Source organism: Pseudomonas sp. B424 (assembly GCF_055408345.1).
Map to the genome: position 1 here is coordinate 132,723 of NZ_JBUZTL010000009.1, position 14,269 is coordinate 146,991.

Genomic DNA, 14,269 nt, shown 5'->3' on the forward strand with positions numbered 1-14,269 from the left:
TTTCAAGCACTATTTTCAGGAAGTCTCACGCGCTGTGACTGGCGTCAGTCTTTGGCTGTAAGAAAAGCCCGCATGGGCGGGCTTTGGTTGATTTATATCAAAATGCGACAGATGTCTGGACGTAAAGCGTGCGCGGTTCGCCCACGTATTTGCCCTTGTTGTTATCGTCAAACGAGCGGGTGTAGTACTCGTGATTGAGGATGTTTTTGACCCCCACGGCCACGTTCAGATCAGACAGCTGGTGGCCGAAGTCATAGCCCACACGGCTGTTGAACACCATGTAACCGGGGATTAAACCGGTGCTGCCATCAGCGCTTTCGGCGCGGGTGTTGGCGTTGTCGGCAAACTGGTTGCTCTGGAAGGTGCTGTCCAGGTTGGCTTTCCACGGACCCTCGGTGTATCCCACCCCGATGCTGCCCTTGTTTTTCGAGGAGAACGGTACACGATTGCCTTTGTTCGGCCCATCTTCGCGGATGGTCGCGTCAACATAGGCATAGCTGGCGTACACGTCGAAACCGGCCAGTGCCGGGCTCAAGCCATCCAGCGCATAGTTGACGCTGGCCTCGATCCCTTGATGACGTGTTTTACCCCGTGCGATCACGGTGTCGGTGGTCTGGTTGCTGTCGTACTGGTTGTTGAAGTTGATCAAAAATGCGCCGATCTCCGCGCGCAGGTTGCCATTGTCGTAGCGCGTACCGAGTTCCCAGGTACGGGCTTTCTCGGGTTTGACTTCGCCGCCGGTGACACGGTTGGGCATCTGGCTGTATTGCACGCTGCCGAACGAACCTTCGGTGTTGGCATAGATATTCCAGCTGTCCGTCACGTGGTACATCACGTTCAGCGCCGGCAGCGGGGTGTTGTAGTCGCCCTTGTATTTGACGTGGGTCAGCAGGTTGGTTTGCTGTTGCTCGATCATCTCGTAGCGAATGCCGGGGGTGAATGTCCATTTGCCGATGTCGATCTTGTCATCGATAAAGAACGCATGGGCTTCGGTGGCACCGCGGGTGTCGCGGTCATTGCGGCTGTCGGTGGTGGGCAGCTGGTTGGCGGCAATGGGCGTGCGATAGCGCAGCTCGTGGCCGGCTTCGCTGATGTAGCGATATCCTGCGCCCACTTCGTGGCTGCTGCTGCCCAGGTCAAAGCCCTGGGCTATGCGGGTTTCGATCCCGCGTACCCAGTATTCCCGTGGCGACAGCGAGAGGAAGGTGCCCTGGTCCAGATAACCGCTGCGCAGGGTTTTGGTGAAGAAGCTGTTGACCGTGAATTCGCGGCGGTCTTGCTGGTAGCGATAGCCGAAGTTGACCAGGGTGCGACGGCCCCAGAACTTGTCGTTCGGGCGCGTCGACTGGTACGGATCAGCTTTGTAGGCCGCGGTGCTCAGGCCGCCGGGCATATCGGCTTCGCCATCGTAGTACTGGGCCATGGCGTGCACGCTGTTGGCTTCGTCGATCTGGTAGTTGCCCTTGAGGATCAAGTCGTCGATGCGCGTGTCGCTGTGCTCGCGCCAGTCGCCGCCGCGGGTGCCGGAGTACAGCAAGGCGCCACCCAGGCCATTGTCGTTGGTGCCACCGGCCAGCAGGTTGGCGGTTTTCTTGAAGCCATCCTGGGTGGATGACGGGCTGGTCTCGGTCTGGAAACCGGCCTTGACGGTAGGTTCATCAGGAATAGCGCGAGTCACGAAGTTGACGATACCGCCGACGTTTTGCGGGCCATAACGCACGGCACCGCCACCGCGCACCACGTCAACCGCGTCCATGTTGCCCATGCTGATCGGGGCAAACGACAGCTGCGGCTGGCCGTAGGGGGCGAAGGGTACCGGGATGCCGTCCATCAACACGGTGGAGCGGGTAGCCAGCCGTGGGTTTAGCCCGCGAATGCCGAAGTTGAGCGCCATGTCGTGACTGCCGGTGCCGTTGTTTTCCGGGGCGTTGACGCCGGGGATGCGATTGAGCACCTCACGGGCGCTGGTGGCGCCCTGACGCTCGAACGCTTCGCGGCGGATCACGTCGCGGGCACCGGGGTGTTCAAATACATCGGTTTGCGCCGCGTCGCCCAGCCAGTCGCCGACCACGCTGGATGCGCCCAGTTCTATGCTCGCAGGCGCTGCAGAGGCGGTTACGGGTTGCAGACTGAACGCGCCCAGCCCCTCGGCGCGGGCTTGCAGCCCTGTGCCTTCCAGCAACGCCTGCAGGCCTTGTTCGGGCTCGTAAGTGCCTTCCAGGCCCTTGCTCTGAATGCCGCTGGCGGTGGTGGAGCTGAACGAAATCAGCACCCCGGCTTCACGACCGAACTGGTTCAGGGCGTTTTCCAGTGAGGCGGGGGCGATGTGATAAGCCTTGGCATCGGCCAAGGCCATCGGCAGAACGCTAAAACTCAAACTGGCACCCAGCAGCAAGCGGGCTAAAGAGGTGAGACGAAAAGGCTGAACAGGCATGAACGAATCCTGGAAAGGTAATAATCGAAGTGGCTTACCTCCTCTGTCACGCCAGATTCGAAAACAGCTCACATTTTTTGAAATTGATGCGGACCCCTTGTGGGAGCGGGGTCATGGTGTGAGTCAGGCTTTCGCTTCGACCGTCACCCAATACCGGGTAAAGCGCTTGACCCGCACCGGCAGGCTGACTTGCAGCAGGTCCAGAACCCGCTCGCTGTCGTCCACCGGATAGGTGCCGGAGATCAGCAGGTCGGCCACTGTTGGATCGCAGTTGAGCCGGCCGCGGCGATAGCGTCCCAGTTCAGCCAAGAAGTCCCCGAGGCGCATGTGGGCGGCCACCAGCATGCCGTCGGTCCAGGCGCCGCTGCCCGCATCCAGCGGCCGCGGGGTGCTCCAGCCCTGGCGGTCAAAGCTCAGTTGCTGACGGGGTTGCACCCATAGCGCTGGCCCTGGATGGGCGGCCGGGGTGAGTTCAACCCGGCCATCAAACACGGCGAGTTCGGTGCGGTCGCCGAATTGGCGCACATTCAGGCGTGCGGCCTGGGGTTGCAATGCGCCGTGGGCGGTCAGTACCTGCAAGGGGCGGGCATCCCGGGCGCTGGTCAGCTGCATCTCGCCTTCGAGCAGGCGAATGACCCGGTGCTGCGCATCAAAACGTACGTCCACCGAACTGCCGGTGTTGAGATGAATCTGGCTGCCATCGTGCAATTGCAGCCTGCGCCGTTGCCCCACCGGGGTGCTGAAGTCTGCCAGCAGCGGGGCGATGGGCAATCGGTCGCGCAAGCCATAGGTCAGCGCCGATCCTGCGCCCAACAGCAACAACAGTTTCAGGGCCTGACGCCGGCTGCTGCTTTGGGGGGCATTCAAGGCCGCGTGGGCCAGTGGCGATGACAAGTTGCGCAAACGCTGGTTGACCCGCTGGATATGCTCCCACGCCCGCTGATGTTCGCCATGGGCCTGCAGCCATTGTTCCCAGGCTTGCTGGCGCTGGGGGGCGAGGGCGCCGCCCTGCATTTCGATCAGCCAGCTCACCGCTTGCCCGGCAACATCCGAACCGATGTCGGGCGGGTTGTTGAACGCGCCGCTCACAGGGCGAAGTAGCAGCGCAGGGCTGCCTTGCTCAAATGACGTTTGACCGTGGCAATCGAAATGCCCAGTCGGGCACCGATCTGGGCATGGCTCAGGCCATCGACCTGGGCCAGCAGAAAGGCCCGCTTGACCGGGGAGGGCAGGCCGTCGAGCAACTGATCCAGCTCCATCAGGGTTTGCAGGATGATCGCCCGTTCTTCTTCGCTGGGTGCGAGTTGCTCGGGCATCTCGGCCAGTGCCAGCAGATAGGCGCGCTCCAGATCCTGGCGACGGTAGTGATTGAACAGCACGCGCTTGGCGACGACGGTCAAGAACGCCCGGGGCTCGGCCAGGGAGGGCGTTTCACGGGCGGTCAGCAGCCGCATGAAAGTGTCCTGGGCCAGGTCGGCGGCACTTTGCGGGCAGCCCAGCTTGCGCCGCAACCAGCCCGTGAGCCAGCTGTGGTGGTCCTGATAGAGGACCTCGACGGTGTTTGACTGCGGCAACGACCACTCCAGCTGCATTGAAAACGCGTTAGAGAACAAGAATTGTTCGCATTGTATGGGTGGCTGATTGCATTGAGCAATCACCGCTTATCAATGACATGGACACAGCCCGACATATGTTTTTGCATATGAGAATATTTATCATTAGTATCGCTTTCCTTTCTGACCTGCGCCCCGATGTCCATGACCCCTCCCGAACTCAAGGATGGCCCCAGCAATGAATCGCGCCATGGACGAGCGCATTTTCTGCAGGTGTTTTTGTCCCAGCGTCCGCAAATGGAAGCGCTGGTGAGCCGCCGCGTGGGGTGCCGGGCCACTGCTGCCGATCTGGTTCAGGACTTGTTCCTGCGGTTTTGGCGCCGGCCTCTGGTGCAGGTTGAAGAACTCAGCACCTACCTGCTGCGTTGTGCGGGCAACATCGCCATTGACCATTTGCGCAGCGAAGGCACCCGCGAGCGGATCAGCCATCAGTGGCAGCCCTTGGCGGATACCAAAAGCTGCGAGCCCCAGGCGGCGCTGGAAGCAGGCAACGATTTACGCCAGGTCGAGGCGGCCTTGCGCAGCCTGCCCGAGCGCACGCGGCATATTTTTTTGCTCAACCGGATTCACGGTCGCACCTATGCCGACATCGCCAAGGTCATGGGCGTGTCCCAAAGTGCCGTTGAAAAACATATGATGCGCGCCCTGGAGGCCTGCAAGGCCAGTTTGCGTGAGCCGCCGCCCGAGACCCTGTCGTGATCAGTCGTTCGAGTATCCCCGTCACCCCCGAGCAAGAGCGCACCGCGCTGGCGTGGCTCAGTGTGTTGCACGATCAGCCCGACAGCGGTGACCAGGCCACCTTCAGTCGCTGGCTGCAGGCCGACCCGGCCCACGCCGAGGCCTATGCCCGGGCACAGGTGGTGTGGGAGTTGAGCGAGGTGGCCGGCACCACCTTGGCAGACGAAGAGGCCCTGGTGATGCAGCGTTACCTCAACGCGATGGACAGGTCCCGGCGCAGCCTCCTGCGGCACTGGGCCAGCGGGTTGGCGGTGGCGGCCTGTTTGCTGCTGATGGTCGGCGTGTTTGCCGGCTGGCAGCCTGCCCGCTGGCTGGATGATCTGGGCGCTGATTATGTGAGCGTACCGGGGCAAGTGCGCACGGTGGTGCTGGCCGACCAGTCCCGGGTCACGCTCGATGCCGACAGTGCCATTGCGGTGAACTTCAGTGGCGGTGAGCGCCATGTGCAACTGCGCCGTGGCGTGGCCTTCTTTCACGTCACCCACACCGGTGAGCCCTTTGTCGTGGATGCCGAGGGCGGCGAAGCGCGGGTGCTGGGTACTGAGTTTGAAGTGCGCCTGCAGCCGGGTGGGGCGCAAGTCACGGTGCTGTCCGGGCGGGTAGGGGTCAGGGCGAGCAAGAACGCGGCGCAGCAGATCCTCACCGCGGATCAGCAACTGACCTACGATGGCGGCGTGACCGATGCGGTGCACCACGTCGACAGCCAGGCCCGACTGGGTTGGCGCACAGGCTGGCTGACCTACTCCAGAACGCCGATGGTCGACGTCGTGGCGGACCTCAAGCGTTATTACCCGGGGCAGATTGTGTTGCTCAATGCCCAATTGGGCACACGGCGCATCAGTGGCAGCTTCCCCAGCCAGGACCCGCAAGCGGTGCTCAATTCGTTACAGGGCGTGCTCGGGTTTGAACAGCACAGTGTGTTTGGGCTGATTGTGTTGCGTTGACCCCCCCTGACAATCATTCCTTCTGTAGGAGCCGACTTGCTCGCGATGCAGACGCCGCGGTTCACCGGATACACCGTAGCGATCCGACCGCGAACAAGCCCGCTCCCGCATCCGAAATTATTTTTGCGCATCAGGTGAGGTAACCCCCGTTCCCATCCGTGTAGTGCTTGAAAATGCGAAAAATTCGTATTCCGTATCGAGTCAACACACAGGTCATGAGCATGAAGTCCAGGGCAAGTTCGGTGAAACAGTGGTTGGGGGCTTCTGCGTTTGTGATGGCCGGGTTGGCACTAAACCCGGTTTGCGCAGCAATGGCCGCCGAGGCTACCCGGCAAGCCAGTGCGCTGTTTGAGTTCAACCAGCCCGCCAAACCGCTGCCCCGGGCCCTGAACGACTTCAGCCGCTTGACCGGCCTCAGCGTGGTCTACACCGACGAAGCGCCTTTGGGCCTTCAAGCCCCGGCCATCAAGGGCCGCATGAGTGCCGGCCAGGCCTTGCAGCAGTTGCTCGCGCAGTCGGGCTTCAATGCCCGGCGCACCGACGCCAACACCTTCGCCCTCGAACCCCGGCCCACGGCAGGCGCCTTGAACCTGGGCGCCACCAGCATTACCTCGCAGGCTTCGGATGACACCAGCTATCAGCCACCGGCCAGCACTTCGGTGATGCGCGGCACGGGCTCGAGCATGGAGATCCCGCAAACCATCAACGTGGTGGCTGCCCAGGTCATTCGCGATCAGGCACCGCGCAATCTGGACGACGCTTTGAACAACGTCAGCGGTATCACCCAGGGCAACACGCTGGGCAGCACCCAGGACTCGGTGATGAAGCGCGGTTTTGGTGACAACCGCGACGGTTCGATCATGCGCGATGGCATGCCATTGGTGCAGGGCCGGGCGATGGGGGCCGCGACGGAGCGGGTCGAAGTACTCAAGGGCCCGGCCTCGTTGCTCTACGGGATTCAAGACCCGGGCGGCGTAGTCAACGTGGTCAGCAAAAAACCGCAGCTTGAGCAGTACAGCGCGCTCACTGTGCGTGGCTCAACCTATGGATCGGGCAAAAACGGCAGTGGCGGCAGTCTGGACAGCACCGGCCCGTTGGGGGATTCGGGCCTGGCATACCGGATGATCATCGACCACGAGGACGAAGATTACTGGCGCAACTTCGGTGTGCATCGCGAGACGCTGATCGCACCGTCTCTGGCCTGGTATGGCGACAACACCCAAGTGCTGCTGGCATACGAACACCGCGAGTTTCTGACCCCGTTTGACCGGGGTACGGCGATCAACCCGGCCACCAACCACCCGCTGGATATCCCGGCCACGCGCCGTCTGGATGAGCCGTTCAACAATATGGAAGGGCGCTCCGACCTGTATCGCCTTGAAGTCGATCACGACCTCAACGACGACTGGAAAGCCCATTTCGGCTACAGCTGGAACCGCGAGACCTACGACGCCAGCCAGGTGCGCGTCACCAAGGTCAACCCGGACGGCACACTGACCCGCAAAATGGACGGCACCAAAGGCGCCATCACCACAGACCGTTTTTCCACCATCAGCCTGCAAGGCAAGGTCCAGGCGGCGGGCATGCAGCATGACCTGGTGTTTGGCGTGGATGACGAATACCGCAAAATCTACCGCGCCGAGCTGATCCGCGAGGACAGCCAGTCCACCTTCAGTTACGAGAACCCGGTGTATGGCAATGAAGTTGCCGGCACCACCGTCAGCGCCAGTGACAGCAACCAGACCGACTTGCTGCGCAGCGATTCGCTGTTTGCCCAGGACTCCATCCACCTCACCGACCAGTGGATTCTGGTGGCGGGGGCGCGCTTCCAGAAGTACGACCAGCTGGGCGGTAAAAGCATTCCGTTCAAGGTCAGCACCGACACCAGCGGTGTGAAGTGGATCCCCCGTGCCGGGCTGGTGTACCGCTACACCGATGAGCTGTCGTTCTATGGCAGCTACACCGAATCTTTCAAGCCCAACTCCAGCATTGCGCCGCTGACGGGCGGTGTGGTGCTGGATTCGTCCATCGCACCGGAGCAGTCCAAGTCCTGGGAACTGGGGGCCAAACTGGATTTGCCGGGGCGCATTACCGGCACCGTGGCCTTGTACGACATCAAAAAACGCAACGTGCTGGTGTCCTCCACTGTGGATGGCATTACGGCTTACTCGGCGGCCGGTGAAGTCCGCTCGCGGGGCCTTGAACTGGACGTCAGCGGCCAGCTGAGCGACCAGTGGAGCCTGATCGCCAGCTACGCCTACACCGATGCCGAAGTCACCAAAGATACGACCTACCAGGGCATGCGCTTGCAGAACGTGGCCAAAAACAGCGGCTCGGTATCGGCGGTTTATGATTTTGGCAACATCGCAGGCGGCGACAAATTGCGCGTTGGCGCAGGCGCCCGCTACGTGGGCGAGCGTGCCGGTGATGCGCTGAACGACTTCGACCTGCCGGGCTACACCGTGGCGGATGCCTTTGCGACCTACGACACCCGGATCGAAGGGCAAAAGGTCAAGTTCCAGGTCAACGTCAAAAACCTCTTCGACCGCACCTACTACACCTCGGCAGCCAGCCGCACCTTTGTGTCGATCGGGGACTCACGGCAAGTGACGTTCTCCAGCACATTGGAGTTTTAAAGGCCGCAGCCTCGGGACATGGCTTTGTGTGGGAGCGGGCTTGCTCGCGATGGCCTTAGCGCGGTTTGCCTGATACACCGCGTCGATCCAATCGCGAGCAAGCCCGCTCCCAAAGATGAAAGTTGTGGGGTTACCTGAACACCGCCCGATATTCCCCCGGCGTGCAGCCCAGGCTTTGTTTGAAGCGGTTGGCGAAGTGGCTGGCGCTGGCAAAGCCGCAGGCCAGCGCCACATCACCCAGGGGCAGTGGGCTGTTGCGCAGCAAATCGCGGGCGCGGGTCAGGCGGCGGGCCAGCAAGTACTGGTGCGGAGGCACGCCGAAGCTTTCGCGGAACATGCGCGCAAAGTGATAAGGCGACAGCGCGCACTGCGCCGCCAGTTGGCCGATGTTCAGCGGTTCGGCCAGTTGGTGTTCGATGTATTCGACCAGTTGGCGACGCTGGAAGGCCGCCAGCCCGCCCTTGAGTTGCAACCCGCTGCGCATCCCCACCTGACTGAGCACGGCATGATCCAGCAACTCGCTGGCCAGGCTGCTGGTCAGCAGGCGTTCGCCGGGTTCGTCCCAGTTCATTTCGATCAGTCGATGAAAACGCCGGCTTTGCTGTTCGTCATCCAGAAAGGTGATTTCACGCAGCTGCAGTTCCCGTGGTTCGCGGTCGAGCAGGGTGATGCACCCCAACGCAAATTGCTCCCGGCTGACATACACATGGGCCAGACGTATCTCGCCATTGATGACCCACGCCGATTGGTGATCTGCAGGCAGGACGCACAGCTTGCCCGGCGCCCCTTTGGCCCCGGGTTGCTCACGACGAAAGGTGCCAGTGCCGCCGGAGATGTAGCACGACAACGTGTGATGGGTCGGCGCTTGATATTCGCGGGCGTCGTGGTGGTTGGTCCACAAAGCAGCGGCCATGCCTTCACTCAGCTCGACACTGTGCTCCAGACGGGCATTGGGCGAGCTGTTCATGGACTGGAAAACTTGCAGGGTATCGAATGCGGGCATGTTCGCATCCTACTCCCTCGTATCCAGGCCGCCAGCCCCGGGCCAACAAAAGCGCAAGAATCTGCAAGTGGCCGCACAGACCGGGGATCACACTAAAAGCCATTGTCTGGAGTGCGCCATGAATCTGTTTTTGTATCTGTCGACTGTGCTGATCTGGGGCACCACGTGGATTGCCCTCAAGCTGCAACTGGGGGTGGTGGCGATTCCGGTGTCCATCGTTTACCGCTTTGGTCTGGCGGCGCTGGTGCTGTTTGCCGTGCTGCTGCTCAGCCGCAAGTTGCAGGTGATGAACAGGCGCGGGCATATGATTTGCCTGGCTCAGGGGTTGTGCCTTTTTTGCGTTAACTTCATGTGTTTTCTGACGGCCAGCCAGTGGGTGACCACAGGCTTGATCGCGGTGGTGTTCTCTACAGCCACCCTGTGGAACGCACTGAATGCGCGGATCTTCTTCAAGCAGAAAATCGCCCGCAATGTCATCGCCGGTGGTGCGCTGGGGATGCTCGGGCTGGGCTTGCTGTTCTGGCCTGAACTGAGCGGCCATGCCGCAACGCCGCACATTTTGCTCGGCCTGGGGTTGGCGCTGATCGGTACCCTGTGTTTTTCGGCGGGCAACATGCTGTCCAGCCTGCAACAAAAAGCCGGGCTCAGGCCGCTGACCACCAATGCCTGGGGCATGCTCTATGGCGCGAGCATGCTGGCGGTGTACTGCGTGTTCAGCGGTATCCCGTTCGGTATGGAGTGGAACACGCGCTACATTGGCTCGCTGCTGTACCTGGTGATTCCGGGTTCGGTGATCGGGTTCACGGCCTACCTGACCCTGGTGGGGCGCATGGGCCCGGAGCGCGCCGCTTATTGCACAGTGCTGTTCCCGTTGGTGGCGCTGAACGTGTCGGCGTTTGTTGAAGGCTACCAGTGGACGGCTCCAGCCTTGGCCGGGCTGGTACTGGTGATGCTGGGCAACGTGCTGGTGTTTCGCAAGCCCAAACCGGTGGCACTGAACGCCAAGCTGGCGTGAGCCTCCCCCCCTGTGGGAGCGGGCTTGCTCGCGATCGGATCGCCGAGGTGTGACTGATACACCGCGTCGCTGTCATCGCGAGCAAGCCCGCTCCCACAACAGGCCTTGCGTCAGCCCTTGAACACCTGCGGGTTGACCAGGTCTTGCGGGCGCTCGCCCAGCAGGGCGCTGCGCAGGTTGGCCAGCGCACGGTTGGCCATCGCTTCGCGGGTTTCATGGGTCGCCGAGCCAATGTGGGGCAAGGTCACGGCGTTTTTCAATGCAAACAAAGGTGACTCGGCCAGCGGCTCTTTCTCGTAAACGTCCAGGCCCGCGCCACGAATGGTGCCGTTTTGCAGGGCTTCGATCAGGGCCGGCTCGTCCACCACAGGGCCGCGGGAGATGTTCACCAGGATGGCACTTTTCTTCATCAGCCCCAGTTCGCGATGGCTGATCAGGTGTTTGGTCTTCTCGCTGAGCGGCACCACCAGGCAGACAAAATCTGCCTCGGCCAGCAGTTGGTCCAGGCTGCGAAATTGCGCGCCCAGTTCTTGTTCAAGCTCGGTCTTGCGGCTGTTGCCGCTGTACAGGATTGGCATGTTGAACCCCAGTCGACCCCGGCGAGCAACGGCTGCACCGATATTGCCCATGCCGACGATCCCCAGGGTTTTGCCATGCACATCGCTGCCGAACAAGGCGGGCGGCACGCTGGCTTGCCACTGGCCGGCCTTGGTCCAGGCGTCCAGTTCAGCGACCCGGCGGGCGCTGCTCATGATCAGGGTAAAGCCCAGGTCAGCGGTGCTTTCGGTGAGTACGTCCGGGGTGTTGGTGAGCATGATGCCGCGCTCGTTGAAATAGTCGACATCGTAGTTGTCGTAACCCACCGACACGCTGGACACGACTTCCAGCTGTTTGGCGTTTTCCAGTTGCTTGCGACCCAGCTTGCGGCCGACGCCGATCAAACCATGGGCGTGGGGCAGCGCCTCGTCGAACTGTGCGTTGATATCGCCCAGCTTGGGGTTGGGGGCGATGACGTTGAAGTCCTGCTGCAAGCGCTCGATCATTTCGGGCGTTACGCGGCTGAAGGCGAGTACGGTTTTTTTTGTGCTGGGAAGGCTCATCGGAACAAGGCTCATCGGCTGTCGGGAATGTAAGCACGCTAACATTCCCGACAGCCCTGCGCCAATATCCGGTGGAACCTTGGGCAGGGTGCTATCAGCTATACGTCGCCAGTTCGGTCTGGTGCGCTGCCAATATCTCCGGCAAGGAGCCTTTCATGTACTCCACCCAGGTTTTGATTTTGGCATCCAGATACTGGCGTGACGGGTAGATGGCGTACAGGTTCAGTTCTTGCGAGCGGTACTTGGGCAGCATGCGCACCAGTGTGCCGTTGCGCAGGCCTTCGATGGCGGCATATACCGGCAGCACACCCACGCCCATGCCGCTGGTGATCGCGGTTTTCATCGCATCGGCGGAGTTGACCAGGAACGGCGAGGAGTTGATCAGCACCATCTCCTGACCTTCCGGGCCTTCGAACACCCATTTATCCAGCGCAATCACCGGGCTTACCAGGCGCAGGCAGGCATGGTTGAGCAGGTCGCTGGGCTTGGTTGCGTTGCCGTAGGCTTTCACGTAACCGGGCGATGCGCAGACGATGCTGTAGGTGATGCCCAGGCGCTGGGACACAAAGCCCGAATCCGGCAGCTCGCTGGCCAGCACGATGGACACGTCGTACCCCTCGTTGAGCAAATCCGGCACGCGGTTGGCCAGGGTCAGGTCGAAGGTCACATCCGGGTGGGCCTTGCGGTAACGGGCAATGGCGTCGATCACAAAGTGCTGGCCGATGCCGGTCATGGTGTGCACTTTCAGTTGGCCGGCAGGGCGCGAGTGAGCGTCGCTGGCCTCGGCTTCGGCTTCTTCGACAGAGGCCAGGATCTGCTCGCAACGCAATAAATAGCGCTTGCCGGCTTCGGTCAGGGCAATGCGCCGGGTGGTGCGGTTCAAGAGGCGGGTTTGCAGGTGGGCCTCAAGGTTCGAGACCGCGCGCGACACATTGGCGGTGGTGGTATCCAGCATGGCGGCAGCGGCCGTGAAACTTCCGGCTTCGGCTACGCAACTGAAGGCGCGCATATTTTGCAAAGTGTCCATGGAGTGCTCTCAAGGGGCGGTATAGGGGACAACGACAACCAGCAGCGGCAAATTGTGACATGAAGTTTCAGCCTTTACAGGCTGCTTTGCATTCGACTAACGGATTATCCCGAGAACGGTAATAAAGATTCACAGTTATGCCAGCTTATCGTTGCGCCTGCCAACCCATAGACTTCTCTGCCTCAAGTCTTATCCCCTCATGTCAGGAATTTGCAGCAGTGCAGCGTCGCATCAGCAGAGAGCTTAAAGCCCTCAGTGTTCTGGCTTTATCGTTAGCATTAAACGGCTGCATTGGTTTTGGTGGCATCGGTCCAAAAGACACGATGCTCCCTGCCAATAACCTGGCCACCGACGAGGCGATTCAAAGCGCCGCGAAAGACGCAAACTGGCCCAAAGCTCAATGGTGGCACGCTTACGGCGACCCGCAACTGGATGCCTGGATAAGCCTCGCAGTGCAGGGTAGCCCAACAATGGCAATGGCTGGCGCCCGTGTGCGTCAGGCCAGGGCCATGGCGGGGGTTGCCGAGTCGGCCGAATCGCTGCAAATCAATGGTGAGTCGACCCTCAAGCGCCACAACTGGCCGTCGGACCAGTTTTATGGCCCGGGCGCGCTGGACAACTCCACCACCTGGGACAACAACGCCGCTCTGGGCTTCAGTTTTGCCCTCGACCTGTGGGGGCGTGAAAGCAATGCCACCGAGCAGGCCGTGGACCTGGCGCACATGAGTGTGGCCGAAGGGCGTCAGGCCCGGCTCGAATTGCAGAACAACGTGATTCGCGCCTATATCCAGCTGTCGCTGCATTACGCCCAGCTCGACATCATCGAATCGACCCTGCACCAGCAAGAGCAGATCCTCGATCTGGCGCAAAAGCGTCTGGACGGCGGTATCGGTACCCACTTCGAAGTCAGCCAGGCGCAAGCACCGCTGCCCGAGATTCATCGCCAGATCGATGCCCGGGAAGAAGAAATCGCCCTGACCCGCAACCAGCTGGCAGCGCTGGCGGGTAAAGGTCCGGGCGAGGGCGCACGTCTGAAGCGTCCGACCCTGGCCTTGAACACCGCCCTGAAACTGCCATCGGCCTTGCCTGCGCAACTGCTGGGGCAGCGCCCCGACGTGGTCGCCAGCCGCTGGGAAGTGGCGGCCCAGGCCCGAGGCATTGACGTGGCCCACGCCGGTTTTTACCCCAACGTGGACCTGGTGGGCAGTATTGGTTTTATGGCCACCGGCGGCAGCGCACTGGGGTTCCTGACGGGCAAGAAACTCAACTACAACGTCGGCCCGGCGATCTCGCTGCCGATTTTTGATGGCGGTCGTCTGCGCTCCGAGCTGGGCGTGGCCTCGGGTGGTTATGACATGGCGGTGGCCAGGTACAACCAGACGCTGGTGAATGCGCTCAAGAGTATTTCCGATCAGTTGATCAAGCGTGAGTCGATGGACAAACAGCAGGTGTTCGCCGCCGAGTCGGTCGAGGTCGCGCAGAAAACCTACGACATTGCCATGGTCGCCTTCCAACGCGGTTTGACCGACTACCTCAACGTACTGAATGCGCAAACCCTGCTGTTCAAGCAGCAGCAAATCCAGCAGCAGGTCCAGGCCGCCCGCCTGAGTGCCCATGCCGAGCTGGTAACGGCCCTGGGTGGCGGACTTGGGGCTGGTTTTGACGTGCCCAAGGATGACCGTTATGTCCCCGACAAACCCCCGGCAGTCATGGCGCTGTTCAATCAATAAATCCCTGATGGCTAATTTTGAGAGCCTGT

The 14,269-nt window shown here is 61.3% G+C and carries 11 protein-coding genes; 5 read left to right on the forward strand and 6 right to left on the reverse strand.

Annotated elements, in window-relative coordinates:
* Positions 1-97 precede the first annotated feature (97 nt).
* The 3 genes from fecA to ACZRMS_RS13415 all read right to left on the reverse strand — a co-directional run bounded on the left by fecA (position 98) and on the right by ACZRMS_RS13415 (position 4,008).
* Positions 98-2,434: a TonB-dependent Fe(3+) dicitrate receptor FecA gene (gene fecA / locus ACZRMS_RS13405; RefSeq protein WP_463995637.1), complete on the reverse strand. Its 2,337-nt coding sequence runs from the start codon at positions 2,432-2,434 to the stop codon at positions 98-100.
* A 123-nt stretch (positions 2,435-2,557) separates the two neighbouring features.
* Complete coding sequence (locus ACZRMS_RS13410) at positions 2,558-3,523, reverse strand: FecR domain-containing protein (RefSeq protein WP_463995638.1); 966 nt, start codon at positions 3,521-3,523, stop codon at positions 2,558-2,560.
* Complete coding sequence (locus tag ACZRMS_RS13415) at positions 3,520-4,008, reverse strand: sigma-70 family RNA polymerase sigma factor (protein WP_463995639.1); 489 nt, start codon at positions 4,006-4,008, stop codon at positions 3,520-3,522. The genes ACZRMS_RS13410 and ACZRMS_RS13415 overlap by 4 nt, the downstream gene beginning before the upstream one ends.
* Positions 4,009-4,185: 177 nt before the next feature.
* On the opposite strand from ACZRMS_RS13415, the gene ACZRMS_RS13420 reads away from it, so the two are divergent.
* The 3 genes from ACZRMS_RS13420 to ACZRMS_RS13430 all read left to right on the forward strand — a co-directional run bounded on the left by ACZRMS_RS13420 (position 4,186) and on the right by ACZRMS_RS13430 (position 8,365).
* Positions 4,186-4,746 carry an RNA polymerase sigma factor gene (locus ACZRMS_RS13420; RefSeq protein ID WP_463995640.1) on the forward strand — a complete coding sequence of 187 codons (561 nt, stop codon included), beginning with the start codon at positions 4,186-4,188 and terminating at the stop codon, positions 4,744-4,746.
* Positions 4,743-5,729: a FecR family protein gene (locus tag ACZRMS_RS13425; RefSeq protein ID WP_463995641.1), complete on the forward strand. Its 987-nt coding sequence runs from the start codon at positions 4,743-4,745 to the stop codon at positions 5,727-5,729. Before ACZRMS_RS13420 ends, ACZRMS_RS13425 begins: the two co-directional genes overlap by 4 nt.
* Before the next feature lie 221 nt (positions 5,730-5,950).
* Positions 5,951-8,365 (forward strand): TonB-dependent siderophore receptor, encoded by a 2,415-nt coding sequence (locus ACZRMS_RS13430; RefSeq protein WP_463995642.1) that lies wholly within the window; start codon positions 5,951-5,953, stop codon positions 8,363-8,365.
* 130 nt (positions 8,366-8,495) lie between these two features.
* Here ACZRMS_RS13430 and ACZRMS_RS13435 read toward each other — a convergent pair whose 3' ends face one another.
* Entirely contained in the window at positions 8,496-9,368 is an 873-nt protein-coding gene (locus tag ACZRMS_RS13435; RefSeq protein ID WP_463995643.1) for a helix-turn-helix domain-containing protein, read from the reverse strand.
* Between the two features lie 118 nt (positions 9,369-9,486).
* Between ACZRMS_RS13435 and ACZRMS_RS13440 the strand changes: the two genes are divergently transcribed.
* Entirely contained in the window at positions 9,487-10,383 is an 897-nt protein-coding gene (locus ACZRMS_RS13440; protein WP_463995644.1) for a DMT family transporter, read from the forward strand.
* Positions 10,384-10,493: 110 nt separating this feature from the next.
* Here ACZRMS_RS13440 and ACZRMS_RS13445 read toward each other — a convergent pair whose 3' ends face one another.
* Together ACZRMS_RS13445 and ACZRMS_RS13450 are read right to left on the reverse strand one after the other, a co-directional pair.
* A complete protein-coding gene (locus tag ACZRMS_RS13445) occupies positions 10,494-11,483 on the reverse strand; it encodes a 2-hydroxyacid dehydrogenase (RefSeq protein WP_463995645.1) in 990 nt (329 codons plus the stop codon).
* A 94-nt stretch (positions 11,484-11,577) separates the two neighbouring features.
* The gene (locus tag ACZRMS_RS13450) at positions 11,578-12,510 is read right to left on the reverse strand and encodes a LysR family transcriptional regulator (RefSeq protein ID WP_463995646.1); all 933 of its coding nucleotides are present in this window, start codon (positions 12,508-12,510) and stop codon (positions 11,578-11,580) included.
* Positions 12,511-12,728: 218 nt separating this feature from the next.
* On the opposite strand from ACZRMS_RS13450, the gene ACZRMS_RS13455 reads away from it, so the two are divergent.
* On the forward strand, positions 12,729-14,240 hold the full coding sequence (locus ACZRMS_RS13455) for an efflux transporter outer membrane subunit (protein ID WP_463995647.1): 1,512 nt from the start codon (positions 12,729-12,731) through the stop codon (positions 14,238-14,240).
* Positions 14,241-14,269: the final 29 nt, after the last annotated feature.

What these genes read in the sequence shown, in the direction of transcription:
- fecA (WP_463995637.1), bottom strand. Translation starts at nt 2,434, where the DNA reads ATGCCTGTTCAGCCTTTTCGTCTCACCTCTTTAGCCCGCTTGCTGCTG.
- ACZRMS_RS13420 (WP_463995640.1), top strand. Translation starts at nt 4,186, where the DNA reads ATGTCCATGACCCCTCCCGAACTCAAGGATGGCCCCAGCAATGAATCG.
- ACZRMS_RS13430 (WP_463995642.1), top strand. Translation starts at nt 5,951, where the DNA reads ATGAAGTCCAGGGCAAGTTCGGTGAAACAGTGGTTGGGGGCTTCTGCG.
- ACZRMS_RS13435 (WP_463995643.1), bottom strand. Translation starts at nt 9,368, where the DNA reads ATGCCCGCATTCGATACCCTGCAAGTTTTCCAGTCCATGAACAGCTCG.
- ACZRMS_RS13440 (WP_463995644.1), top strand. Translation starts at nt 9,487, where the DNA reads ATGAATCTGTTTTTGTATCTGTCGACTGTGCTGATCTGGGGCACCACG.
- ACZRMS_RS13445 (WP_463995645.1), bottom strand. Translation starts at nt 11,483, where the DNA reads ATGAGCCTTCCCAGCACAAAAAAAACCGTACTCGCCTTCAGCCGCGTA.
- ACZRMS_RS13450 (WP_463995646.1), bottom strand. Translation starts at nt 12,510, where the DNA reads ATGGACACTTTGCAAAATATGCGCGCCTTCAGTTGCGTAGCCGAAGCC.